The following is a 25,454-nucleotide window of genomic DNA, read 5'->3' as shown; positions in this document are numbered from 1 at the left end:
ATCATGTTCAAATCGATTCAGAATTTTTGCTGGCCAGTAGTCACGCTGGTTGTGATGGTGGCAAGTCAACAATCGCACGCGGCGATTATTAGCACCCCTGGTCTGATAGGCGTCCGTTTCTGGGAAGCGACCGGGCCTTTCGTACCGTTTACCTTCGCCCCCAACAGCTCGGAAATGACAAATCAACTGGGAGTCGGCGTTCTCGGCCCCGGTAACGATGACTTTTCTCAGTTGCCTACCGAAAACTACGACGTCTTCTATTCCGACGTTAACGGCAACTTCAATCTCAATGGCAACTATGTGACGGTGGAAGCTGTATATCCCAATGCCTCGGGTGGTGGCGGGCTCAATCTGGGGGCTGTTGACCTGGTATTCGGGTCAGGCATACTCCGCGCCGACGTGTTGGCCAGCTTTGTCGGCTTGGGACCAAACTTCCTCCCCGGCTCAGTGCTGAACGCCGTCGACGCCGATACGGCGATTCCCTCCACGGCCACCACGATGGGCAGTACGGTCATTCCTCCACAGCAACATTTGCGCGTAACCGTCACATGGTCGAAGCTTTCCGTTCCAGAACCCGCCTCCGCAGTGATGGCCATGGCTGGCTTGGCAGCGTTCGCGCTTCGTAGGCGGGCAATCGGTAAGTAAACAGTACCGCCATATTCGGCTTTAAATCCTACTAAATCTGAGAGACATCATGGATACTACTGCGACAAAAAGCGCGTTTGCACTATCGAGGTGGCGACGGAAACTATCTACCCATGGCAAGTTATGTTTAGCAATCGCGGCCGTGGCTTTTGCGGCAACGACCCCGGCGATGGCCCTGCCTATCACCGGTTGGGTGACAGGGAGACTCGGTGCGATCGCGCACACCACTGATGGTGGCGGCACTCCCTGGAATAGTCAGACCAGCAGTGTAAACATTGAGCTCACTCGCGTTGATGCGGTGGACGCACTGAACGCTTGGGCCGTGGGGGAGCAGGGTCGGATCGTGCATACGGCCAACGGTGGCAGCACCTGGACCACGCAAACCAACGTCGTACCTGCGTTGCAAGCTAACGACATATTGCGGGGCGTCGACTTCATAGATGCCAATTCCGGCTGGACTGTGGGTCGTCGTGTCGGAGCCCCGATCATAGGGGTGATCGCCCGCACGACTGATGGCGGCACGAGCTGGACTTCGCAGACCATCGGCAGCGATGAAAGTCTTGTTGATGTCGACTTTCATCCTGGGTCAACGACGGGTTGGGTCGTAGGAGGGCAAATTGCCGGTACGGCTAGTGTCATTCGCAAAACGACCGATGGCACAAACTGGTCCGCCCCGATTTCGTTGCCGGGTCCAATTGCCAACGGCATTCTCAATGGTGTTGATTTTTCTGATCTGCTTACGGGTTGGGCTGTGGGCTCGGCCGGAAAGATTCTCAAATCGACTGATGGTGGTGCATCTTGGAATGCACAAATCTCGGGTACGACATTCGACCTGGGAGCTGTGAATTTCTTCGACTCCCAAACAGGTTGGGCAACCTCGGTCACGGGCGGTCAAATACTCCGTACGGTGGACGGCGGTGCGAATTGGGCTCAGACGAACATCAGCTCGAGCAGCAACACGATCACCGTTCTCCGTGACATCGCCTTTGCAGACGCGAATAACGGCTGGGCCGTGGGCTCGGTCTTAAATTTCTCCACGTCGAGTAGCAGTAGCTTGTTGCTTTACTCGGGCGACGGAGGGGTGAGTTGGACTCCGCAAACCACGACTCTCCCGCCCAGCGTGCTCTTGCTTTCGGGTGTGGCGGTTGTCCCGCCGAGCGTTCCCGAACCAACGCCACTCTTACTTTTCGGACTTGTCGCAATTGCCTGTTCAAGTTGCAGGATTCGTTAAATCATTTTTCCATCTTTCTGAAAGGTCCTTACCATGTCTCAAAACAAAATACGTTTGGCAGTCGTTTTTACAACACTCATCACAAGCAGCATCGCCTGGGCGCAAGGCACCGCTGTGCCAATGTTCTCAATCCACGCTGCTCAGCCAAACGGCCAAATCCTCATCGGCACCGCGACAAGTCCTATTCCTGTGGCACTTGGCCCCGCGCCAAACTCGTGGCTGAAATCTATCGGCGACCCACTCAATGCGATCCCACCTGGTCTACAAGTCGTGGACCTCATTGAAACGATTGTCAACGTCGGGACTCAACCCTGGACCGACTGGCACGAGATCATTCTGCCACCGCCCGTTGGCTTAGTGCCAGCCACCTGGAGCAGCGTCGTGGGTCTCAATGTGAACAATTCGCCGATTGGATTTTCTGCCGCGGGCCTCGGCACTCAAACGCTCGATCTTTTTGCATTCAGTCAGCCGGTTTTACCCGGTGACGTGTTGGAGATTCATAAGCAAGCGCTCGTAGTGACATCGTCCACCGGCGGCGAAATCTTGCGGATTCAACAATATCCGACCAGCACCGTGCCCGAACCATCTGCTCTCGTTCTCGCCCTTGGTGGGCTCGCAGTCTCTGCATTCCGTCGTCGCTAAATCGATAACTCAATTCCTTAAGGATTCAACAACATGAAATGCTATCAATTGTTAATGCTGGCCGCCGTGAACGTACTCCTGGCAACCTACACGCATGCCGGCGAGATCACTGGCTTCTCGTGGTCGTCGGGAATCGCCTCGGTGGGTGTTCAACCGATCGTGCCGCCGATCGTTCCTAACAATAACGACGCCGTTGGCACGTCACCCAACGAAGTGTTCATCCCGCAAAAGAATTACGTCGGCATCGGGCCGGTCGATATCGAGTTTACCGTGTCTGATTCTGGCGGCGTGACCGAGTATCATTTCCGCGAAGGAGTCTTCAACGGCACGGGTATTCCTTGGACCGACTACCACATGGAACTCGGCTTTGGCATGGGGACCGACTTTGCTCGTTCAACAGCGGGGGATGGGCTCGACTTCGACTTCCCAGAACAAAATTCGCCGGCTTCAATGGGACCTTTTACGACCATCGTCGTGGGCGAAGATACGATCGATGCCTACAACGGTGTCGTGCCACCGTTGGTCTATGTCGGTTATCTCCATTTTCACATCGACGTGCCCGACGGAATCACAGCATTTACCATTCGGCAGTATCCCACGATTGACGGCACCGTGCCCGAGCCTAGTTCGCTTTTGCTCGCTTCAATACTTTTGGCAGCCGCCGCCATGAAGAGAAGGAGTTAAGCTACGGAGATGCTGCTCTCTCGGGTGCTGCCATCAGCGCAAAGATTCGCTCGCCCAGTTCCTTAAACTTAGGTTTCGCGGCTTCTTCCTTGAGTGGTAAGAAACATGCAATCACAAACTTTGTCTTACCATCGTCGACAATCCCCACGTCGTGGGCCCAGTCGGCGTACCAACCCGTCTTGTGATAGAACATCGCATCGCGGGGCAGCCTCTGTGCGAGCTTCGTGTTATCAAGCTGTCGTCCCAAGTAAGTTTCCAGTTGCCTGCTCACCCAGGGATTCACCAGTTTGCGGGCGTGGATGTGATACAGAAAATCCGCCGCATGCAGGGCACATGTTTCCGTGCCCGGCACGTCGGCGTAACCTGGGTCCTCGACCGTCCGCTTGAGAAACTTGCGTGTCACATCGCTCCCTTGCCAACCATACTCGTGCAGCAAGGAATTGATTGCCGGTCGCTGGGCAAAATCGATAAGGCAATTCGCCGCCGTGTTGTCGCTCCGCGTGATCATCAAATCCAAAAGATACCCCAACGTCACTTCGTCGCCATTCACCAACAACGGCCGCGGATCGGTGGGGATTTCTTTCACGCGGTCGACGACGTTGGGATCCTTTACGACAAACTTCGTATCAAGCTCGGCCTTGCCGTCGGAAATCTGACGCAGCACCTCCGCCGCGACGTACATTTTGTAAACCGACGCCGGATAAATGAAGTTGTCGGCATGCACGCCCCCCAACCGCGGCGGATCGGCCGACAGATCAACGACCGCCAGCGAAATCCGCTCGGGTCCATCTTCGGTCGGAAACTCGCCATCAAGGCCAAGCTCGGTGACAATCTCGCTGAGAGACTGCGAAAGCCGCGGATCGTCAACAAACTGCGAGGGAAGGTTGGTAGCTGCCGGCCCACTGATTTGTGCCGAAAGATTGGCCAACACAACGGCGATGGCTGTGAACGTGAGCATAGATATCAGTACGCCTGGCAGGACTCGAACCTGCGACCGGCGGATTAGAAATCCGCTGCTCTATCCAGCTGAGCTACAGGCGCGTGCTGATATTCTAGCTGGAAATAACGCTTTGGGCAGGCCGGATTTTTCTCTCGTCACTGTCGCCAGATGAGCTCCAGCACGTTCTCGCCCACTCCCGGCCACTCGGCCTAGTCGCTAAAATGCAATTCTACGTGTTCGCATAGGCAAGACAGATTCAATCAGCGCAGGCGGTTTCGCAGTGAGAAAATTGGCTTTAGGGATCGTTCTATTACTCATTGCCGTCCGAGCTTTCGCCGATTATCGCTTCATGTCGGAATTCGGGGCCGACTCGCAGCACTCTGTCTGGCTGATGTATCTGGTGGGGAAAACCCTGTTCTGGCTCGTCACGGGTATCGCAGCCATCGCCTTGATCAACACCAGCGAAATGAAAAGCCGACTGTCAATCTTCGGCTGCCTGCTGCTCGTGCTCTGGATCGGCGCGCTCAGTTGGTCAATTTTCGTCTATCACGATGCCCGACGGGCCCTTGTCGATGCTGGTTCAACGGAGTCTTCATCCGAACGACTCAAAGCGCTCGCCAACTTCGCGGGCCTGCAAGCAGGCTACGAACTCGACAACCGGCTGGCGGGAAATCCTAACACCCCCCCCGAAGTTCTGCGTCGCCTGCACGGCAAGCCCTATCAAATCGGCACGGAGATCACGCTCGCGAAAAACCCGAACGCCCCCGACGACGTGCTCCTGGCGATAGGAGCCCGCAAGGACGAGTGGTCGGAACATCTTCGAAAAGCGCTCAAGGAAAATCCCAGGTACAAAGATTTGTTTCCCCAGGAAGCTGCCGCCGAAGATGCTGCCAAGCCGGAAGCAGAAGAAAAGAAATAGTCAGGTGAAGGTGTTTGTTACTGCCGAGCAGAATTTGAGCAGTGGATCCAAAAACGAATCTCAGATTTCGATGTCCACCAAAAAAAAACGGGCCGACTTCTCTGTCGGCCCGTTGTTCGATTTCAAATTGCATATAACTGTATCTCCGCCTGGGCGAAGATGACGAATTATCGCGAGCGTCGCTTCAACACCAGCACGCTGCACAAGCTCACGAGCAACAACGTCGACGGCTCGGGCACAGTCGTCAAGCCGGCCAGCGATCCGTTGGCATATTGTGGCATTGATCGCCCCATCGTGATTGGCGTCCCCCTTGGCGAAGGTCACGCCCGTGGCCAATCCGGCGTTTCGCTGCCAAGCGAGAATATCGTCGCATCGGAATACTCTGGGGTTAAACGCATTCACGCTAGGGGCACCCAGGCATCATCAATACAGCCCCAAACCGCATATTTTGCCGAGAACAGCAGCCATTCCGTGCTCTCCTCGGCTCGTCCTGTAGGCTCACCCCGCCGCGTCGATTACCATAAAAGAGGCAAGGAACCGGCCACACCTTTTCGTTTTCTAGCGTCGCGAGCCGTATGGCTACTACATCCCTTCAACTTTTGCAGCCCGCCAAAAAGACCATCCTCTCGGTCTTGTTCTATCACCGCCATCAGCGCGTCTTCGCCACGCCGCTCGACACGCGTTTGGAAATTGGTCGACAACGCTCGGGCGAACCGGCTCCCCGGCGGCGGATCGAACGCTCCGACCACGCCCGGATCGTGCTCGCTCCGTACGACGACGTCGACATTTCGCGCTCGCACATTTCGCTGCTCGCGATCAGCGACAACGAGATTGAAATCAAGAATCTGAGCAAGACTCAGCCCGTGCGGTTGTCGCGAGACATCATGCTCAACCCCGGCGAGAAAACAATCACCAGCCCACCGCTACTCGCGCAGTTCAGCACCTATGCGGTGCGAGTGGAACCGCCACTGGAAGAGGATCTTGATCTGCAGCCGCTCCCCGAAGCCACGCTGCCGCCGGGAACAAAAGTTTTCGAGCAGAGCCTGGGACGACTCAACATCGACACAATGGACGAACGGCTTCTCATCAGATGGCTGGAGACCGTACTCAGCGTATTCCAAAGCGCCGCCAACTCACGCGACTTCCCCGTGCTTGCTGCCAAAGCGCTCGTCAAAATCGTCGGCCTCGATGCCGCGGCAATGATCGAATGCGAACCCGACGGTCGCTGGAAAGTCGCCGCGCTGCATTCGCTTGTCGATGGACAAAACGAAGATACGTGGATCCCCAATCAAACGCTGCTCAAACGCGTCATCCGCGAGCGGCGCACCTTTCGCCACGTTCCCGCCAACGCCCCCGATACCGCACAAAGTTTGAAAAACGTCGTCGCGCTTGTGGCCGCACCGATTCTCGATGGCAAAGGAAACGTGCTGGGGGTCCTTTACGGTGACAGGAGCAGTCACAAATCCGGGGGCATCCCCGAAATCAGTCCGTTTGAAGCCAAACTCGTCGAAGTCTTGGCGACTGGCATCGCCGCGGCACTCGCGCGGGTGAAGGAAGAACAAGCTACGATAGCGGCCCGCGTGCAGTTTGAGCAATTCTTTACGCCGCAACTGGCGATGCAATTGGAGAATGATCCGCAACTGCTCACGGGCCGCGATGCCAACATCACCGTGCTCTATGCCAATGTTCGTGGCTTCAGCCTCATCAGCGAGCAACTTGGCCCCGCGCGCACGATGACGTTGCTGCAAGACGTGATGGGTTCACTTGCAGAATGCATACTTGAATGCGACGGCGTGCTGGTCGATTTTCTTGGCGACGAATTGATGGCGATGTGGGGGGCACCGATCGCCCAAGCCGATCACGCCGACCTCGCCTGTCGCGCAGCAATGAAGATGCTCGGTACGCTTTCCGAAATCAACAATCGCTGGAAACGCCAACTCGGCCGCGATGTCCATCTGGGCATCGGCATCAACTCAGGCGTGGCGCGGGTCGGCAACACCGGCTCAAAGCAAAAATTCAAATACGGCCCGCTCGGCGATACCGTCAACATCGCCAGCCGCGTGCAGGGGTCTACCAAGTATCTCGGCACGGAATGCCTCATCACGGGGACAACCTTCAGCGGACTTTCCCAACCCCACGCCACGCGGCGCCTCGCGCGGGTGAAAGTCGTGAACATCGAACAACCGCTCGATCTGTACGAAATCGTCCGGAGCACGCCGCCCGATTGGCAGCAACATTGCTCGCGGTATGAGGAAGTTCTGACGGCGCTCGAAACCAAGAATCACACGCTTGCCGGTGAGCTGGTCATCAAAATGGGCAAAGATTATCCCCACGACGCGGCCGTCGAGGCCCTAGACCACCGGATTGCCGAAGCTCGGCTCGCTCAACCTACAGCTGACAGCGCGATCTGGCATTTGCCGGGAAAATAAAGTGAACATCGGTCCCTGGCGAGAGGTCCCAGCAACGGTGGGTGGGTGCCCCAAGCCCCCTTGCCAGACTTCGGTGCTGGCAGTATATTTTCGGGTCTCGTTTGCCGATAAAGTCGCTACCCGTGTAAGGCCTGTCCTGCACGGGATTTGCTAGCAAACGAATCGAAACCAGAAACACGGCGCCGTAGCTCAATTGGTTAGAGCACTGGACTGTCGATCCAGAGGTCGCGGGTTCGAGCCCCGTCGGCGTCGCTTAAAGAAAAGCTAAGCCTGACAGTCACTTATGGCTGTTAGGCTTTCTTCTTTTGGAGAGCAAATTCTTCCTTCGCTGTCCGCTTGTGGTCCGCCAATCGGTTCGGGAACCACGACTTGGTCATCGGTCATGCCGTCCTGAAAAATCTCAGGAGCGCTCGGCTGAATGATTTTTCAGCAGCAGAGTGAGTTTTTCAGCCATAGGGTAATTCGGTCCATTGTCATGCGTCTGTGGGATTGCGTGACAAATGTAAAATATGCGACAATTCGACGATAGTTATTTATAATCAGTGTCGAGGGTAGTTATGGCTGATTTGCAAACAATTAAAGTTGGTATGTTTACGGTTGAGGGTCCTGCACAAGGCGGATTATTGGTCGATGTGAAAGTGCAAACTGTTGGCGATTCGACTTTCTTCGTTGGTCAACTCGGCGACGATGATTCAGGCGACCCGCGAATTGGCTTAACATATTGGTTTCCGGCAAAAGATGTTCGGATGATTATTCAGTTTGCCGACATGAAAGAAGCCCTTAACTATTACGCGGAATGGAAGAAGCGTTCCCCGAAATCTACAAACCAGTGATTTACACCCTCGCATGGCCGTTAAGACGCAACGTCATGGCGGGTCTGGTTCAGTCTCCAACGGTTTCTAACCCTTCGGCGTCGCTTGTTATTCACACAAGTGCGCCATTCAGATCGAGACTGCACCACCGCCAAAACTTTCCATCCGTGGCGTCCGCGCTTTGACTGACGTAATTCTGCATCCTCATTTCAATTTTCGTGTGCTGTTGAATAGTTACCGCTCCACTCTTGCACCGGCCTGCTATCCAGCTAGATAGCAATCTCAGGTGCGCATAGCAACTCGGAATCGCATCACTTATTCGTCCCGGTCGATCTGGCAATAAGCTTGCCAGTCTTCGGATCTGCGCACGCATTACTAGGTTTACACGGCCTGGGTACTTAACTACGTAAACCTTGATTCGGTCATTAGCCAAAGGGCAGGGGGCTTCTAGTTTTCTTGCGGAAAATTAGACGGGGGTTAAATTATTGCTTTCAATATTCAACCGAGATACACTACTCGCAGTCTTTTCAAATGGTCTTTTAATCTGGGGAACTGCTAATGAAATGGCTCCTGTTTATTATTCTTTTTCAAATCCCTACCTTTGCGGTTGCGGCACCGGCTAAGTTCACGGTTCAAACCACTGGAAGCGGGTATTTCAATTTTGTTCCTTTTACAGACTTGTCGATCACGATAACGGGCTACGGTGATACTGCTAATCGTCGTCCGAGCGTTTGGGGTACGGGTCTTCACATCATCCACGATTCGGCTACTGTCTCAGTCGGATCATTGGGAGAGTTCGCTATCACAATGCCAACGAAAACTTTTGTAAACAACGGAACTTCAACGGTTGGGTTTGGCAACGGCTATCAGTACGGCACTGATCTTTTTAACGGCCCCACTAACGACGCATTCACAACATGGGATTTGGGTTCGTCGCTCGGCCCTATTACTGGCCGAGGTTACAACCTTTTAACTCTGAGTTCGCAGATATTGACTTCCGGCGGCTATCTTTATTTTTACAACTCTCCCACAACAGTTACGTTTACGGCGACCGTCGTTCCTGAACCGTCGACACTGATCCTAGTAGGCTGTTTGCTCCCGCTGGCATTCCGCCGCCAACGCTGAAAATAATCTCCCCGCTCCCCAGGCAATTACCCAGGCATCGGGGTATAGAAAACTACACTTCGGCCAACTTCGCTTTGGCACGTTGTTCACGGTGAGCCCGGCGTGGCTCCGATGCGTTTCCAGCCAATCGCTTCTTACGCACGCACAAGGTGCAAGGGATACTATCGTAATGGTATAGGTGAGATCGATGCTTGAACGATGGCTCACGCAACCGGGCGTTGAGACCGTGTTTTGAGAGAACACAAGAGAACTCCTCTTGGATTCTCGCGTTTTCTAGACACGGCCAGCGGATGCTGACGGCCCGTTGTTGCGCTCTGGCCGTGGGTGTGTCAAGTTGGTTGTTTTTTGCTCAAACTAGGCGATGTTAATTAACCAGATTCACCACAGTTAAATCCGCTCAACTACTTAACTGGGGCGGATCATGGCCAATCTCTCTTTTCCATTTTGGATTGTGACCGATGCCAAAGGCATTAAGTCACCGCCCGACGAAACACCTTGCGATTCCCCCCAAGCCACTCAGGCTTTTACAACTCCCGCGGCGTTGACCGCTTACTTGGCTAAACGTTCTAGCGGAACTTTTACGGTTAATTTGGTTAGCGACTTTATGAAGTTTCTCGCCGTCGCGTATGTCGTCGATGGACCCCCTATCCGCGAACTGTGCGTAAACCCCAGCCCGGGGGGTTCCGGTGGTGAGTTGATACCTCTCGAAAAAGCCTATTATCAATGCACGGGTGAACACTTGCCAAAAATTTCTTAAATGCGAGTAGTTGCAAAATACTAGCGACCGCAATAGATTGGTTCATGGCCAGCCAATTTTCATTTTTCGCTTAAGGACCGCCGTCAATATGGCTCGACCACTCAACAGAATTGTTAATTCCGTCGACGGCTGGGTTTTTGAATCGGATATTCTTCGCTTCCCCCTCCGCTGTGGTTGCGAGAAAGACGCCAAACGAGTCGCCGCGGCGTTCGAGTTAATGTTTCCGCATGCCGGACCAGCCGAGTATTGTCAAGCGACCACCGCGTTTACCGTCGACGCCAAAGATTCTATGTCGATCAGCCAGTAACCGGCTCTTCTCCACAGCCCGGGCGGGCTAGTTAGCCGTCTCGACGCGTGCAACATACCCTATCTCTTTAAGAACGAAAGTAATAGGGGTTTCGCTTAGTTGTTGAACTGTAGTTGCTATCGGCCTGGGCGGGCTGGAGTCATCGAGTTTCGCCCAAACGAGAGTTTCGGCGTACTGTGTCACAAGGATTTCCGATTGGCTCCCCTCCTTTACGTGGAACAGTGTTTGATTTCGGGCTGAAAGTCCGCCTAGAGCGTAGGCGATGAAAAGTGGGATAATTACGCCAACGCCAAAGACGCTCATCATCATTGATGCATGTTCTTCCGCATTGTCGGGCGGGTACTGAAAATGGTTGATACGTTGTTGCAATGCCCTCCAATACCCCCCGTACTGGCGACGCTCTCCTTTCGGAACCTTGAACATAACCAAAAAGAGCATTAGCAAAATCACCAACAGCAAAACACTAACCGTAACATCCCCATCTGAAAGCAGAAAAAGCGGAAAGCATAACGGAACGAAGATAGTTAAACTCTGTTGTATACGTTTTAGAAACGGCAACCTAATCCATTCCAGCATACCAACGACCGCGTACAGAAACAAAGTCATTAGTATAAGCCCAGCAACACTGGCGAGAGAAACTAGCATTCCGCCTAGTGAAGGCTGAAAGGTACTGAGCGGTACTCCGAAGTGTTCAAGATAACCTTGGTCATACCTCATATGTACAACCGTTCCGTAAATCGGAATAGCGATACTTAAAAGGGTTAGGTTATCTTGAAGTATCTTAAGCATGGGTCTGAAAGCCTTTACTTAATAGCCGTCAACAATTCGTCTAGTTCACGTATTCGTTAGGTGCAGAACAATATTGTAGGAATTCTTTACCCAACGGAAATGACATAGCCCCACCGCGGCCGTTTACGATCTGACCGACGAGCCACCTACCCAAATTGTCAAAGAGCAAACTGCCCACTAGGCAGCCCGGCCAAAAAACCCGTCTAACGCTGTGGTCGATTGTTCCCTAGTCATTCGCCGGGCTTTGCGCCTGTCTACTTTCTTGCGGAACGGGTGCAACTCCGCGAACTGCGTCGCTTTTCGTCGACCGAAGGCGGCGTTCCTGAACTCCATTCTTAATGCCGTGATGCACTCCCACACGACGAAGGGCATAGGAAATGCATTTGAGTTATATGCGCCCGACTTACGGGCTCACTACGATTTGAAAGAGCATATCGCCGAGGTTTGGATTTTACTCGAATAAGCTTGGCGGCTTCGGATCGAGCCTGATCTCGGCAATTCAATTGCAACTTATAACTCTATCAATTTGTACAAGTAACCCCCGAAAAGGATTCAATTCATGCGCGACGCGAGCACCACGGACAATATCCCGATCAAAGTCCACGAGGATGGCGATGGTCGACTATGCCTCGACATCGCACCGGTCCAAGTTCCTCAAATTCGGGTGCTTTTTGATAGTGTGGGGCTGAAATACACGCTTGAAGAACCTGTGGACCCAAACAATCAACCCCTGGCCTCGATCGTGTTCGAGAGCAAAACTAGCCGTGAAGAAATCCAAGGCTTGCTCGATGAACTCGATTAGCTGTGGACAGGTGGCTATGCTAACGCCTTCGCAATGTGGTGACCATCAATCGGTCAATTCGGTTACAAAAACACCAATAGCCCTTTTCGCGGAGCTTACTCATGAGTGTTAGGTCGGGCCACTCGCATAAGCGAGTCGTAAATTGTCGGCACGTCAGTTGCCAGCTCTAAACAGAATCAATCAGCACTCGGCTGATCTCTTAAACCTGTTCACAGAGGGGACAAAAAATGAGTCGTTTCAAAGGTATTGCGAGTTTTCTCATCGCACTTTCACTGTTTAGCTTGGTGAGCGAGAGCGCCGAAGCGCGCTGCCGCAAGCGTTGTCGGCCACATCGATCGCATCATCAATGTTGTGCTCAGACGTGTCATCATCAGGCCGCGCCTGCGCCATGTGGTTGCGGCATGGCGGGTTATGAATCATCTAGCACCTATGACGAGCAGCAAGTTCAAAAAATTGACAGCTCGCAGATGAATGACCAGTCGTATTCCAATGAATCGGACTACAACCAAGTTCCCGCACCTCCCACGGCTGCTAACTCGGCTCCCGCTGCCAACCAAGGCAATAATCCCAATGAACGTGGCGACCAACGGTCGGCCGCCGATGTCGAGCGAACTCCTGGTCAGAATACCGACCAGAGCTTGGCTCCTGACAGTTCCGACGTTCCCATGCGTCCCGGCAGCACCAACTAGTGTTGAAAATCACAAAACTCCGCGCTGGCGATGTTGCCAGTGCGGAGTTTTTTTCTCCCCTATCGAGCCCGCTCGCCATCTCTTCCGCTGACCTGATTTTAAGACAGATTTCAGTTGGTGAAATGCCGACAAAATCTCAACAGGTAAATCAGCTTCTGTTACAATGAGGGTCTCATCGATACCCAGGGTTTTGGCGGATGTGGCAGACTCTCTTTAATCGGGCTTTGTTTAGTAGTCTTACCGGACTTTTGGTCTGGCTGAACGCCACAGCTGTCGTGGCCTTGCCCGCGCTTGAAGACGTCGTCTTGTATGAAGTCAATCTCCGCGCTTTCTCAGAAGCAGGGAATTTAGCTGGGGTGACCGCGCGTTTGGATCAGATTCAGGAGGTCGGAGCCAACGTGTTGTGGCTGATGCCCATTCATCCCGTTGGACAAGAGCGGAGCGCCGGAGGACTTGGTTCGCCTTACTCCGTGCAAGACTACGGAAGTGTCAGCAGCGAATACGGTGGTTTGTCAGAGCTGAACACACTCGTCGATGCGGCCCACGAACGTGGGATGTCTGTGATTCTCGACTGGGTCGCCAATCACACCGCTTGGGATCACCCTTGGATATCTAATGCCGATTGGTACACGCAAAACTCGCAGGGACAGATAGTTCACCCCCCGGGAACGGGTTGGCTCGACGTAGCCGACTTGAATTATTCGAATTCTGCCATGCGATCGGCCATGATTAGCGAGATGCAATATTGGGTGACCGAAGTCGGCATCGATGGGTTTCGAGCTGACGCTGCGAACTTTGTTCCTTATGATTTCTGGCAACAAGCCATACCCGCCGTGCGCGGGGCCACGGAACGCCCGCTCTTGATGCTCGCCGAGGGGGATCGACCCGATCACCATGCAGCCGGCTTTGACCTGACATTTGATTGGAGTTTCTCCAACTTAGTGAAGAACATGTTTAATTCGTCTGGCTCAGCGTTGACATTGCAAGCGGGTCATCAACAGATATTCTCGGGAGTTCCGGCCGGCAAAAGCGTGCTTCGCTTTACCACAAATCATGATGAGAGCGCGTGGGATGCCACACCCGTCGAGGTTTTTGGCAGCTTAGAAGCATCGCTCGCCGCTTATGTGGTGACAATTGCCTACGGAGGTACGCCACTCATCTACGGTAGTCAGGAAATCGGCTGGGAAGAAAATATTCCGTTCTTCACGAAGGCGCCAATTGATTGGACGACGGGTGCCGAGACAGCCGAGTGGTATGCAAAGCTGTTCGCAATTCGAGAAGACCACGAGGCACTTATAAAAGGAACGCTGAGTGACCAAAGCAATAGCAACGTGGCGATGCTGATGCGACAACATGAGGATGATCAAGTGCTGATATTGGTTAACACGCGTAATAGCTCGCATCCCATTCAAATTCCTGCCGAATGGCAAGGGTCTTGGTACAACCAATTTACGGGTGACTCGCAGACATTGACTCCGCTCTTTTCGCTCGATCCCTACGAAGTCCTAATCCTAGCGCAAACGTCGCCCGTGGTGCCGGGTGACTTTGATGGCGATGGTGACGTCGATGGCAGGGACTTTCTGGCCTGGCAACGAGGTGAATCACCAGCTCCCTACAGCGTGGTCGATTTGACCAATTGGCAAAGCAGTCACAGCAATACACTGTCAGCCGATGTCACCGCAGTCCCCGAGCCAAATAGCGTACTGGTTGGTTTTTCGCTGTTTGGATTGTTAACCTGCCGTAGGAAACGCTTTTGAATGTTTGTCCGACGTAACCATCATATCTAATAGTAAAATCAGCCGCCGGGTCATCCAAACCCTGCGGCTGATTTCGTTTTTCGAAACGGTTTCTGTTCTGGCGGGCACGGTCAATTCGCCTGGGATATTGGCTGAAATTCGGCTGAAAGGCGATGATCGCAGGAAGACCACGCGATTGACACCTGTAAGCTCTCGTGGCTGCAATCGCAAATTGATCGCTATTACATTTCCGTAAGAATCGCTCGCCTTTTACCCTTCGGCCACAAATCGTTAAAATAGAAACGTTAGAATTACATATCGAGCTGCTAACTTCAGTAACCTTGCATTGAACATCTCCACCAGCCCCGCGGATCAACCGTGAAAGTCTTAGTTATCGAAGATGATGCGGTCATTGGCCGGGCGCTTACCCAAGGCCTCCAAGAAGCAGGCCACGAATGCGAGTTGGTTGCCAACGGTCGTGCGGGTTTGGCCAAGGCTCAATCGCAATCCAGCGATGCAATTGTGTTGGACCTAGCGCTCCCCGAACTCAATGGTATGGAGTTGCTCCAACAACTCCGTGCGCAAGGAATCGATACCCCCGTGTTGATTCTGACTTCGTTGGGCTCGGTCGACGATCGCGTCGCGGGGCTTGAAGCGGGCGGCGACGATTATCTCGTCAAACCGTTCGCCTTTCCTGAACTGCTGGCCCGCTTGGTGGCGATCACGCGACGGTCAATCAATCAAAGTTCCCAATACTTGGAAGTCGGCCAACTACAGCTCGATCTCTCCACGCGCCGCGTAACGCGGGAAGGCAAAGAAATCGATCTCACCCCCACCGAATTCAGTTTACTCGAATTTCTGATGCGCAATGCTGGTCAGGTTCTGACTCGCAAGATGATTTGCGAGCATCTTTGGGAAGCCGACTGGGAGGGAGTGACCAACGTTATTGAAGTCCATGTCACCCGGCTGCGCGGCAAAATTGACCGCGGCTTTGACGAGCCCTTATTGCACACCGTGCGTGGCCGCGGCTATGTGCTACGAGCAGCACTGACTCCATCGGCTCAATAATGGTTCGCTTTTGCGAATTGCGGCTTTCGCACTCTTTCTATCGCTGACTATCATAACTTGAATTGTCAGTCACTCCTTGAACCAAGAGTCGTATGGCCAATTTTCTTCAAAAGGCGCGCTTCCGGATCGCGCTGTGGAATACCTTCGGCGTTGCGGCCATTGTGCTTGCCGCATTGTTTGCCGTCCGCCAAGGCGTATGGTGGACGATGCTCCAAGAGACCGACGACCTACTCGCCGAGGACGCACAAGAAATTCAACTCGCGCTTCAAGAACTGCCTGAGAGTCAATTCCTGCAACTGAAAGACGAACTTCGTCGCAAAGCCCTCGGGCACAAAGAGCATGACTGGTTTGTCATTTTGATTGACGACCAAGGAAATGTGATCTGGGAAAGCGAAAAACTACCCATCAACCTCTCCGACTTTCAGCAGCTGTCCAACCGGTCGCGACGCACCATCGATCAAAATCGTTTACTTTGCCGGAAAGTCGATTCCAACGTCCATGGTGTCGCAAAAATTTGCGTCGGCGCGGCGATGGATAATCTCACCGCCGACATTGCTCGCGTCGATCGTCTGGTTGTCACCGCCGGTTTTTCGATTTTGTTGCTCTCGCCGTTGTTGGGTTATCTCTTAGCGGGTCGTGCCACCAAGGACGTGCACGAAATGTCAGCCACAGCCGAGCGGCTCAAGCCCGCGGCGCTTGACGAGCGTTTGCCGATTCGCGGCACGAACGATGAGTTCGACCGACTGGCAATGACGATCAATCGCTTGCTCGACCGCATCGCGCTCTACATCAATCAAAAACGCGATTTTTTGGCCGATGCCGCCCATGAGCTACGGACCCCATTGGCGGCAATTCACAGCTCGATTGAAGTCGCACTCACCAAGCCCCGTTGCGAAGAAGAATATCGTCGGCTGTTGGAAGAAGTGATGGAAGAAGGCGAATCGCTCGAAGTCTTGGTCAATCAACTTCTCCTGATGTCGGAAGCCGCCGCGCGACCGCACGTTGGTGAACCCGCCGACGTGAATTTCAGCGAGGTCGTCGCCAAGTCGGTCGACATGTTTAGCGGCGTCGCCGAAGCCAACAACGTCGCGTTAAAGTCCGAAATCGCCCGTGGCATTTTTGTTTTGGGCAACAAACCTCATCTGCGGCAGTTGCTCAATAACTTGCTCGACAACGCGATCAAATACTCCCCACCGCAATCCCAAGTGACCGTGCGGCTCGTGCTCAATGCCGCCAACCACTCGGCGCTGCTGTCGGTTTCCGACGCCGGCCCCGGCATTCCGGCCAACGATATTCCGCAATTGTTCGATCGTTTCTTCCGCGTCGACCGCTCGCGGAATCGCGATGCCAAGAAAGGGACCGGCCTGGGCCTCTCGATTTGCAAGGCCATCGTCGAAGCGCACAATGGTACGATTGAATGCCAAAGCGGCGCAGGGCAGGGGACTACAATGACGGTCCGCTTGCCGCTCAAACAATGGCAAGCCGTCGACGGTGCCGCGGTCGCACAAGAATAGAGCAATTACAAAAAGTGATGAACCGGACGCTAGCGCGTGACGGCTGATTTGATCAGCCGCAGGGCGCTAGCCCACGGTTTATTCAGGCGTCACCCACAACATCGACACAAAAAAAAGGACGACTCGACTCTGCCCAATCATTGTTTGGAAAAGTCGAGCCGCCCCTATAGTTTCAGGCGTTTGTCGTTGCTGAACTTAGGCCCGACGGCGTCCCATGAAAGGGACAACGGCCAGACCCAGCAACACCAACGAAGTCGGCTCGGGCACGGCACCGATTCCCGCCAAGGCACCGCCATTGTAGGCAGTTTGCCAAGTGCTCAGATCGCCAGAGCTAAATGGCGCCGGCGAATTGCCACGCTGCCAAGCGAGGAAGTCACGGCCATCGACGTCGCCGTCGTTGTCAAAGTCGCCAGGAGTTCCGGCAGAGACGGAGCTGTGGCCGATCAAGACAACGTCTTTACCATTACCCGCACCAAGGATGGTGTCCACCACGCTATTATCAGCATCGATCCAAGAGATATCTCCAGTATAGCTGATGGTCCAGTTGTATTGAGTCGAACCGAATACAGCAGAAACCATATCACCTTCACGATAATGAGTCGTACCGTCGGCGCTTGAGAAAACGCGATCATCAACTTCACTTCCGTTGCCGTTGAGGTCACCCGTACCCAAAATCAACCCACCGAAAACCCCACCGAAATCAACGTCAAAAAGCCCAATATCATTGGGAACACAAGCCGCACCTACGCAAGCCGCTTCATTCAGAACAAGTTCTAGCCTCGACGAGCGCGTTCCGCCTGTAGCTGAAGTCAACCCGTTGTTTATTGAGAGGTTAAAAGGTACCTGAAACGGACGAGTCTGTCCGTTTTCATAATGAAATTCGAAAATGCCAACGCCACGATTGATACCGTCTGGATCTCGATTGGTAGTTCCACCATCGGTCGTGTTGGCAACTCCTGCGAATGATGCAATTGCCACGTTAAAAGCTCTCGCATAACCGCCCGTACTTGGATTATGTACGATGAAGCGAGCAACTCCACTTGCACCTGTTGGCTGGGCTGTCGTCCCATTAATCGTTCCGCTTCCGTGGGACATTCTCATGCCTGGCCCACCCACGGACCCAATATCGAAGACACCACCGCGATAATCATAAATACCGTTCCCAATGCCCGCTTGAGACGTGTCCGGTCCCGCAAGATCAAACTCATCCAATGGAATTAGAAAATTGCCACTGACTTGATTGATGCGACCGGTTGTAGCCACACCATCAACACCGCTTGAACGACCGACCACAATCCCGTCAACAAAGTTCATGTCGCCTTTAACGGTCAATAAATTTGAACTGGTTGTCGCTCGAGAAATATAGAGATTGTCGAAAGTCTGCGCGCCATATCCGGATGGAAAAGTAAATGAACCGACATTTGCAAAATTTGGATCGTTAGTCGGATCGTAGACAACGCCCTCCGCATTAATGCCATAGCCATTGTTGATCTGAATATCGGTTGCACTTGCGCTACCTGGAGGCAGAACATTGTTGGCATTGGAATTGATATTCCAATTCACTGGATCAAACCACCACGACGTTCCATTTTCTCCATCCCATACGATAGCGGCATTTGCTACTGTGGGAGCAAAAAGCATCAGACCAACGGCTAGCAACAATAACTTTTGAGATACAAGTTTCAATACTGTAGGTACACCAAAGAGTCGAGCAATCATTATCGAGTTTCTCCCAGTTGAAATGGTGGAATGCCATTTCGTTCGCCAAACACTTGCTGGCTTGATGACTAAGTTAAAGAAAAGCTATGGTGGAAAGTTTATGCCTTAGTATTAATGCTGTTATTAAGGACAGACTGGCGCTGACCCATTGATGTCGATGACCTCCCCGCCATCACGGGTCGCCATGCGATCAAGCATATTTAGGTCGGTATCCCTGGAGAGACCTTGAACGCTGCCATCGCACATTGCAAAAACCACGGTACCCGGGTGATTTCCACCGAATCCACTGTCACCAAAGTTGATAGCGGCCTCGGTATTACCTTGCGGTCGAGGCGGTAAATCACAGCGTTCACAAAATCCTTTTCCGCTATTGGCGCGGTTACCCACAAATTCGAATGGGGAATGATCACCATTAAAAGCGTGTGCATTCTCCGAACGGCCCTTACCAACTTCACCTGCTAAAAGGGTATTGGTCGTGCCATCGGTGATACTCTTGAGGCTTGTTAATCCCTTCCATCCGATAACACGGTTGCCATTCTTAATTAAGTCAGTGGCCCGTCTCACTTGCGGCACAGGACCGTCAACGAGATGAGCATCTCCCGTCGTAAATCCACCGAAATATTCCCAAGTTCTAAGCACACCCCCATCGTCGAAAATCGAGCACGTCGAACCGGCCACGGGCATGTAATCTGAAATCGAGCCATAGTAGCCAAGTGGAGTTCCCGATTGCTCGGGATCGCCATGAGGATGACCATGACCATCTCCTACGGCCCTACGAACCAACATCACTCGCGATTCATGATTCATCGAAGGGCAGAAGTAGGCATCCACAGTGGCCGATCTCATTTGTAAGGTCTGATCGTAAAAGCACCCGAAGCTACCCCGATTCTTATCCCACAGCTTTTTAGCTTGGGATTGCTCAAGATAATCCAGAAGCAATGCTGCATACGTTAGATTGCCATCTGCAATGCGCATGGGGGGCAATTCCCGCCGTGAATCGTGATAATTCAGTGTCGCCAAGCCAATTTGTTTCATGTTGTTGATGCATTGCGTCCGGCGCGCCGCTTCGCGTGCCGCTTGAATCGCGGGCAACAACAGCGCGACCAACACGCCGATGATCGCGATCACCACCAATAGCTCGACGAGCGTAAAACCGCGTCGGCGGGATGCGGGGCAAATCTCCAGAATTGGACCATTTCCCTCGAAATTAGGGATCTGACCCAGAAAGCTCTCCCTAACAACTACCGATCGACTCATAGCAGTTCCTCTTACTAACGATCTTCACTGACGGCCAAGCCGTCTTTGCAATTCTGGAAAAGGGGTCCAACTGCCAGAAGTCAACTAACAATCTATTGGCAATAAGCTCGCCAAGATTGCGCCGTCGATCTTCAAGCGTGGAACAAATCGATAAGTGACTAGAGCAAACGAAAGGAAGTTTTTGCCGCTAGAACCTATCCTAATTTAAATGTGCTCCCGGTACAGCTTTTTGGCAGACTGAATCACGCAGCGTTCTTCCGAATCGTTCATCAACCTGTCTGCCCTGTCGTTGCCAACAGGACAATTTCTATCAGAAACGACTCCCGCTTTAGGTCGATTAAGCTTTGCGAAAAAATATGCAAGCAAGCCTCTTGAAAAGTTCTTCATTCATTCTAAAAGAATATGGTTTGCATTCTAGAGGCACTTCTTGCAATAATGGTTCAACAATGCGCATCGCACGATAGCGTACCTTTTCTGCGAAAAATATCACTTTTCATCCAATGACCGAGGCTCATCAAATCGCGCTCGCGTTTCCTCGTGGGGCCCACCAGGAAATGCTTATCGACGGCGTATTGCAATACGCACGCGAGCATGGCTGTCGTTGGTCGTTTATTACTGCCCCCGAATCGCTTTCGCTCTCGATCCTCGATCTCCAAGGACGGTGCGGCAACGGCGTGATCGCCGCGCTCAACACAGCCGAGGAAGTGGCCTGTGCCCAGCGATTGGGGGTGCCGATGGTCAACATCTCGAGCGCGATGGTCGAGTCCCCCGTCCCCCGGGTGAACATCGACAATCTGCTGTTGGGCAAAATGGCCGCCGATCATTTGATCCAGCGCGGCTTCTCGAATTTCGCCTACTATGGCCTCACCAAGGTTGGGTATTCCCAACTACGCCAGGAAGGCTTTGAATCGCGGCTCGCGGCGGCCGGATTTCGCTGTAATGTGCTGCTCGCCGCCCCCACTTTTGGTGTGCAGGAGCTGCATTGGCAGGAGCAATATCAGGCCCTGGCCGAGTGGCTCGGATATCTGTCCGCCCCCGTGGCGCTGTTCGCAGTTTCTGATTACCGAGCCAGGCAAGTACTTGACGCATGCAGAGAAAGTGGAATTAACGTCCCGCAAGATATCGCCGTGTTGGGGGTCGATAACGAGGAAGTCATCTGCCAACACATCCAGCCACAGCTGAGCAGCATCGCCCGTAACGACCGCCTTGAGGGCTATCAAGCCGCCGCCGTTTTGCACAATCTTTTGCAGGGTAAAAGTGCCAGCCAGTTCACAACGATCCCCCCCGCGGGAATCGTCGAACGCGAATCAACACGGGTCATCGCCGTGTCTGATAGTCGCATCCGAGAGGCCATCAACTACATCTTCCAGCACATCGAGCAGCCGTTCGGCGTGCAAGAACTGGCCCTGCATGTGGGCGTGTCGCGCCGGTGGTTGGAATACAGCTTTCGCGAAACAGTCGGCGAGAGCCCTTACAAATACATCCGCCGACAGCAACTCGAGCATGCGCGGCGATTGTTGGCGGAAAGCCCGGCCATCAAGATTTACCAAATTGCTCAGCGTACTGGCTTCAATTCCGCGAAGCGATTCATGACTGCCTTTCGTCAAAGCTTCGGCATGAGCCCGCGCGAATACCGCCGCGCGCACCATGGCGAGGTAACCAAACCCTAATGTTCAGCGACATAAATTACGCAATTACGATCTTGCGCAAAATGAGAATTGAATGCAAAAACTGCTCCTTGTGCGCAATTTAACACGGAGTTAGTGTAAATGCAGGCCAAAAAGGAAATGGTCAATTAAAGTAATATGAACGAGGCATCGCGGCGGCGATGTCAGTAACCTTTTCTCGATAATCAAATGTGCGTTTCGCTCCCCAGCTAACGCACATACCCGGGCAAGTTGCTAGCCCACTTATCTTGATTACCGACAACTATTCTTATCGACTACTACAGCGAGTTTTTCACTAACCGGGAGGGACTGTCTAATGAAATGTTCGTGGCTTGCATGTCTTGTGTGCGCACTTGCGCTTTTCTCGATTCACACACCTGCTGTTGCGGGCGTCGTTGTGAACGACACCTGGATCGATGGCACCGATGACGACCCAGCGGGTCCGATCTTTTCTGAAAATGGCGTCGATTCCGACTCCGACGGCGATCTCGAATCAGCTTGGTTCCAAGGTGGCGGTGGCACGCTCAACCCGGTCGGAGTTGGTGGTCCACTGCGCGGAGCCGTCATCGCATCATCGGCCTCTTGGACGACCTATTTCACTGCTGAAGGCTCGGAAATTAACCTTGCCAATGATGGTGACGCGATTAAAGTCACCTGGGCATATAGCCTCAGTGGTCTTGGTGCTGGCAATACCAGCCAAAACCATCGTTTAGCAGTTGTTGACTCACCTGCTGCTTCTCGCATCGACACGAATGCCGCGCCAGGAAATGCAGTCTACACTGGCTATTCCATGTTCATGAACATGAGCCCAACCTTGGGTAATTCCAATCCCTTTCAGCTGCGGGAACGTGGTGCGGCGGGTGATTTGCTTAGTACGTCTGGCAACTGGTCCTCGCTGGCAAACGGTGCCACGACTGGCGCCGCAGGTTATGCCGAAGGCGTAAATTACACCTATGAATTGACCATGACGCGCAATGGCACGTCGCTGGACATTGTTTCCACGATGACCGGTGGCAACCTGAACAATTCGGGAGTCGCCACAGTCAGCGTCAACGATCCGACACCAAGTTCATTTGCCTTCGACACGTTCGCTTTGCGTCCCTCGAATGCCGCCACGACGGCATCGACGTTTGACACTTCGTTGTTTCGTGTCGAATTCATTCCCGCGGTTCCCGAACCAGCTTCATTGGCTCTGTTCGGAATGAGCGGGCTGGCTTTGCTGCTGCGTCGTCAGCGCTAAGAGTTTGTACTTTTTAATTTGGATTCAGGCGGTGTTCCTCAGACGGGACACCGCCTTTTTTCTACGCTTCCAAGCGGAGACCCGTCATGCGTAAGTTCGTTGGGCTCGTTGTTCTTTGTTTGGCCGTTGTTGTATGCTCCCAGGCACAGGCCCAGCTTCCGTTCTTCCCGGGTGCGGAAGGCTACGGCGGCAACTGGTCGGGCACGGCACCAGCGGGTGGTTGGCTCTCGAATGCGGCGGTCTACCGTGTGACGAATCTCAACGACAGCGGCGCGGGATCCTTGCGCGGTGCGTTTCAGGAAAACAGCACCAACAAAATTATCGTGTTCGACGTCGCCGGTGTGATTAACCTCACCAGCGACAATCTCGACATCAAAAACCTCTCGAATTACTACATCGCCGGTCAGACCGCCCCGGGCCCCGTCACTATCTACGGCGACATGGTGCAGCTCACTCATAGCAGCGGCAAAGAGAATCGCAACGTTGTACTGCGATACTTATCTTTCCGTAAAGGGACGGCCGACAATTCCGACTCGATCACACTCGCAGGCAGCGGCCTGGGCACGAATTTGATGCTCGATCATGTGACCGGCTCTTGGTCGGAAGACGAAATCCTCTCGGTCGCCAACAACAATACCAACGTGACCGTGCAGTATTCGATGATTCACGACGCGCTCGTGAACGGCCATGCATATGGTTCGTTGATTCGCCCACGGATCGATTCGCAAGTGTCGTTTCACCACAACCTGTACGCCAACAACGCCAGCCGCCAGGCTCGGTTTGGCACCTACAACGGCGAAACACTCACAGCTGACTTCCGCAATAACGTCATTTACAACTTCCGCGACCGCGCTAGCTACGCCGGTGGCAGCAGCGAGGCGGAACAAGAGTATGCCGACATCAACTATGTCGGAAACTACGTCATCGCAGGCCCTGGCACGACCGGCAATGCGAATATCGCCTTTAGCGTCGACAAAAACATGGACGCCCGCGTTTATCAATCCGGCAATTATATCGATCCCAATAAGAACACAACGCTCGATGGCTCGAACACAGGTTGGGGCATGTTCCTGGTTTCTCCACCGGTGACCGACCAAACCCTCACGCAAATGGGCTCGCCGTTTGCCACCCCCGCAGTCACCACGCAAACCGCCCCCGAGGCCTACGAACAAATCGTCGACTACGTCGGCAACTGGTGGTGGGCCCGCGATGCCATCGATTCGCGCGTGATTGGCAACGTCACCGACTTCACCGGCGTACCTATTGGTGCCGCGGCTCCGATTGCCAGTGAATTGAATGCCCTGCTCGCCACTCCCATGACGACTCACCCCGCAGGTTACGACGTCGACAACGACGCCATGTCCGACGCTTGGGAAACGCTGCACGGTGGCAATTTGGTGTGGAACGCCGACTTCGATAACGACGGGTACATCAATCTCATCGAATTCATCAACGAGAAAGGGGAGTTCCCCGCCCCCGCGCCAATTGTTTTTAATGGTGGCCTTAACAATCGCTATGCCCACATCATGAATTGGAAGACCGACGATGGCGGCATCACCACGGGCTCCAATTGGCAACCTTCGAAGTATGATCTTGCTGTGATCGAAAATGGCACGGTCGTTGTCGACGCAGTCGGCCAACACGCGGGCATTCTGCAAATTGCCCCCGAGGCAGGGAACAACGCCACACTCAACATCACCAGCGGTTGGCTCAATGCGGCCGAAGGGGTGGAAGTCGGCTCGGCCAGTGGCACAGGTCAGCTCACAATCGCATCCGCGGGAACACTTTTCGCACCAATCGTGGCCGTCGGTACCCAAGGCACACTCAGCGGCACGGGCGAAATCATCGGCAACGTTATGAACGAAGGGCTTGTTTCGCCGGGAAACTCTCCGGGCATGCTTGAAGTCTCCGGGAACTTCGCCCAGAACTCTGGCGGTATTTTGAAAATGGAAATCGCCTCCACCTCCAGCTTCGACAAGCTGCTCATCGGCGGGGCGTTGATGGCGGGCGGCACACTTGATATCGACTTGCTGAGCTTCATGCCGTCGGCGGGCGATTCATTTGATCTATTTGATTTCGCATCTTCGCTCGGTTCATTTACGCTCGATCTGCCCGCTCTCAGCGGTGGATTGATTTGGGACGCCAGCAACCTGCTACAAACTGGCGAATTAAGTGTCATCACCGGGGTCATAGCCGACAATGCCGACTTCGATGGTGATGGCGACGTCGACGGCCGTGATTTTCTCATCTGGCAACGCGGCTTCGGTGGACCGGCCTCACTCGCCACGGGAGATGCCAACAACGACGGCCAAGTGAACGAACTCGATCTGGTAATCTGGCACGATCAGTATGGCAATCCGCCGGAAGTCTCGGGCGTGACGGCCGTGCCGGAACCCGGCAGCTTGGTTTTAGTTAGCTTGGCCGCCTGCGGCTTGCTATTCCGGCGTACCAATTGGGCATGAGCAATCGATTTCGGATGGAA

General features: G+C 53.6%; 23 protein-coding genes and 2 tRNA genes. 19 read left to right on the top strand and 6 right to left on the bottom strand.

Annotation, left to right across the window (positions count from 1 at the left end):
* Positions 1 to 3 precede the first annotated feature (3 nt).
* The 4 genes from SH678x_RS10465 (at position 4) to SH678x_RS10450 (ending at position 3,202) form a co-directional block, all read left to right on the top strand.
* Entirely contained in the window at positions 4 to 645 is a 642-nt protein-coding gene (locus tag SH678x_RS10465; protein ID WP_496922853.1) for a PEP-CTERM sorting domain-containing protein, read from the top strand.
* Between the two features lie 142 nt (positions 646 to 787).
* Positions 788 to 1,876, top strand: coding sequence for a WD40/YVTN/BNR-like repeat-containing protein (locus tag SH678x_RS10460; protein ID WP_496922852.1), 1,089 nt, complete (start codon positions 788 to 790; stop codon positions 1,874 to 1,876).
* Positions 1,877 to 1,909: 33 nt separating this feature from the next.
* The gene (locus SH678x_RS10455; RefSeq protein ID WP_496922851.1) at positions 1,910 to 2,518 is read left to right on the top strand and encodes a hypothetical protein; all 609 of its coding nucleotides are present in this window, start codon (positions 1,910 to 1,912) and stop codon (positions 2,516 to 2,518) included.
* Positions 2,519 to 2,551: 33 nt separating this feature from the next.
* The gene (locus tag SH678x_RS10450) at positions 2,552 to 3,202 is read left to right on the top strand and encodes a choice-of-anchor F family protein (protein WP_496922850.1); all 651 of its coding nucleotides are present in this window, start codon (positions 2,552 to 2,554) and stop codon (positions 3,200 to 3,202) included.
* A gap of 1 nt (position 3,203) precedes the next feature.
* Here SH678x_RS10450 and SH678x_RS10445 read toward each other — a convergent pair whose 3' ends face one another.
* Positions 3,204 to 4,160, bottom strand: coding sequence for a serine hydrolase (locus SH678x_RS10445; RefSeq protein WP_496922849.1), 957 nt, complete (start codon positions 4,158 to 4,160; stop codon positions 3,204 to 3,206).
* A 9-nt stretch (positions 4,161 to 4,169) separates the two neighbouring features.
* Positions 4,170 to 4,243 (bottom strand) — tRNA-Arg (locus SH678x_RS10440).
* A 179-nt stretch (positions 4,244 to 4,422) separates the two neighbouring features.
* On the opposite strand from SH678x_RS10440, the gene SH678x_RS10435 reads away from it, so the two are divergent.
* A complete protein-coding gene (locus tag SH678x_RS10435; RefSeq protein ID WP_496922848.1) occupies positions 4,423 to 5,061 on the top strand; it encodes a hypothetical protein in 639 nt (212 codons plus the stop codon).
* Positions 5,062 to 5,121: 60 nt separating this feature from the next.
* Here SH678x_RS10435 and SH678x_RS10430 read toward each other — a convergent pair whose 3' ends face one another.
* Positions 5,122 to 5,463 carry a hypothetical protein gene (locus tag SH678x_RS10430; RefSeq protein WP_496922847.1) on the bottom strand — a complete coding sequence of 114 codons (342 nt, stop codon included), beginning with the start codon at positions 5,461 to 5,463 and terminating at the stop codon, positions 5,122 to 5,124.
* A 173-nt stretch (positions 5,464 to 5,636) separates the two neighbouring features.
* Here SH678x_RS10430 and SH678x_RS10425 point away from each other — a divergent pair, with 173 nt between their 5' ends.
* From SH678x_RS10425 to SH678x_RS10400, 6 genes are all read left to right on the top strand, one after another.
* The gene (locus tag SH678x_RS10425; protein ID WP_496922846.1) at positions 5,637 to 7,490 is read left to right on the top strand and encodes an adenylate/guanylate cyclase domain-containing protein; all 1,854 of its coding nucleotides are present in this window, start codon (positions 5,637 to 5,639) and stop codon (positions 7,488 to 7,490) included.
* 178 nt (positions 7,491 to 7,668) lie between these two features.
* Positions 7,669 to 7,742 (top strand) — tRNA-Asp (locus tag SH678x_RS10420).
* Positions 7,743 to 8,047: 305 nt separating this feature from the next.
* Positions 8,048 to 8,323: a hypothetical protein gene (locus tag SH678x_RS10415; protein ID WP_496922845.1), complete on the top strand. Its 276-nt coding sequence runs from the start codon at positions 8,048 to 8,050 to the stop codon at positions 8,321 to 8,323.
* 537 nt (positions 8,324 to 8,860) lie between these two features.
* Positions 8,861 to 9,427, top strand: a complete 567-nt coding sequence (locus SH678x_RS10410) for a hypothetical protein (RefSeq protein ID WP_496922844.1) — start codon at positions 8,861 to 8,863, stop codon at positions 9,425 to 9,427.
* 421 nt (positions 9,428 to 9,848) lie between these two features.
* A complete protein-coding gene (locus SH678x_RS10405; RefSeq protein ID WP_496922843.1) occupies positions 9,849 to 10,184 on the top strand; it encodes a hypothetical protein in 336 nt (111 codons plus the stop codon).
* 88 nt (positions 10,185 to 10,272) lie between these two features.
* Entirely contained in the window at positions 10,273 to 10,491 is a 219-nt protein-coding gene (locus SH678x_RS10400; protein ID WP_496922842.1) for a hypothetical protein, read from the top strand.
* 27 nt (positions 10,492 to 10,518) lie between these two features.
* Here the strand turns inward: SH678x_RS10400 and SH678x_RS10395 are convergent, their stop codons facing one another.
* A complete protein-coding gene (locus SH678x_RS10395) occupies positions 10,519 to 11,280 on the bottom strand; it encodes a hypothetical protein (protein ID WP_496922841.1) in 762 nt (253 codons plus the stop codon).
* A gap of 559 nt (positions 11,281 to 11,839) precedes the next feature.
* On the opposite strand from SH678x_RS10395, the gene SH678x_RS10390 reads away from it, so the two are divergent.
* From SH678x_RS10390 to SH678x_RS10370, 5 genes are all read left to right on the top strand, one after another.
* Positions 11,840 to 12,082: a hypothetical protein gene (locus SH678x_RS10390; protein ID WP_496922840.1), complete on the top strand. Its 243-nt coding sequence runs from the start codon at positions 11,840 to 11,842 to the stop codon at positions 12,080 to 12,082.
* Positions 12,083 to 12,309: 227 nt separating this feature from the next.
* Positions 12,310 to 12,771 (top strand): hypothetical protein, encoded by a 462-nt coding sequence (locus SH678x_RS10385; RefSeq protein ID WP_496922839.1) that lies wholly within the window; start codon positions 12,310 to 12,312, stop codon positions 12,769 to 12,771.
* A 197-nt stretch (positions 12,772 to 12,968) separates the two neighbouring features.
* Positions 12,969 to 14,528, top strand: coding sequence for an alpha-amylase family glycosyl hydrolase (locus SH678x_RS10380; protein WP_496922838.1), 1,560 nt, complete (start codon positions 12,969 to 12,971; stop codon positions 14,526 to 14,528).
* A gap of 357 nt (positions 14,529 to 14,885) precedes the next feature.
* Complete coding sequence (locus tag SH678x_RS10375; RefSeq protein WP_496922837.1) at positions 14,886 to 15,575, top strand: response regulator transcription factor; 690 nt, start codon at positions 14,886 to 14,888, stop codon at positions 15,573 to 15,575.
* Between the two features lie 92 nt (positions 15,576 to 15,667).
* Positions 15,668 to 17,089 (top strand): sensor histidine kinase, encoded by a 1,422-nt coding sequence (locus SH678x_RS10370; protein ID WP_496922836.1) that lies wholly within the window; start codon positions 15,668 to 15,670, stop codon positions 17,087 to 17,089.
* Between the two features lie 195 nt (positions 17,090 to 17,284).
* Here the strand turns inward: SH678x_RS10370 and SH678x_RS10365 are convergent, their stop codons facing one another.
* Together SH678x_RS10365 and SH678x_RS10360 are read right to left on the bottom strand one after the other, a co-directional pair.
* On the bottom strand, positions 17,285 to 18,808 hold the full coding sequence (locus SH678x_RS10365; RefSeq protein ID WP_496922835.1) for a PEP-CTERM sorting domain-containing protein: 1,524 nt from the start codon (positions 18,806 to 18,808) through the stop codon (positions 17,285 to 17,287).
* Positions 18,809 to 18,931: 123 nt separating this feature from the next.
* Positions 18,932 to 20,065, bottom strand: a complete 1,134-nt coding sequence (locus SH678x_RS10360; RefSeq protein WP_496922834.1) for a DUF1559 family PulG-like putative transporter — start codon at positions 20,063 to 20,065, stop codon at positions 18,932 to 18,934.
* A 500-nt stretch (positions 20,066 to 20,565) separates the two neighbouring features.
* Here SH678x_RS10360 and SH678x_RS10355 point away from each other — a divergent pair, with 500 nt between their 5' ends.
* The 3 genes from SH678x_RS10355 (at position 20,566) to SH678x_RS10345 (ending at position 25,434) form a co-directional block, all read left to right on the top strand.
* On the top strand, positions 20,566 to 21,735 hold the full coding sequence (locus SH678x_RS10355; protein WP_496922833.1) for a XylR family transcriptional regulator: 1,170 nt from the start codon (positions 20,566 to 20,568) through the stop codon (positions 21,733 to 21,735).
* 313 nt (positions 21,736 to 22,048) lie between these two features.
* Entirely contained in the window at positions 22,049 to 22,972 is a 924-nt protein-coding gene (locus SH678x_RS10350) for a PEP-CTERM sorting domain-containing protein (RefSeq protein WP_496922832.1), read from the top strand.
* An 86-nt stretch (positions 22,973 to 23,058) separates the two neighbouring features.
* On the top strand, positions 23,059 to 25,434 hold the full coding sequence (locus SH678x_RS10345) for a dockerin type I domain-containing protein (protein ID WP_496922831.1): 2,376 nt from the start codon (positions 23,059 to 23,061) through the stop codon (positions 25,432 to 25,434).
* The last annotated feature ends 20 nt before the right edge of the window (positions 25,435 to 25,454 follow it).

This window comes from Bythopirellula superficialaquae, assembly GCF_059632245.1.
Note: the sequence above shows the minus strand (reverse complement) of the source record. Positions and strands in the feature narration are given on the sequence as shown.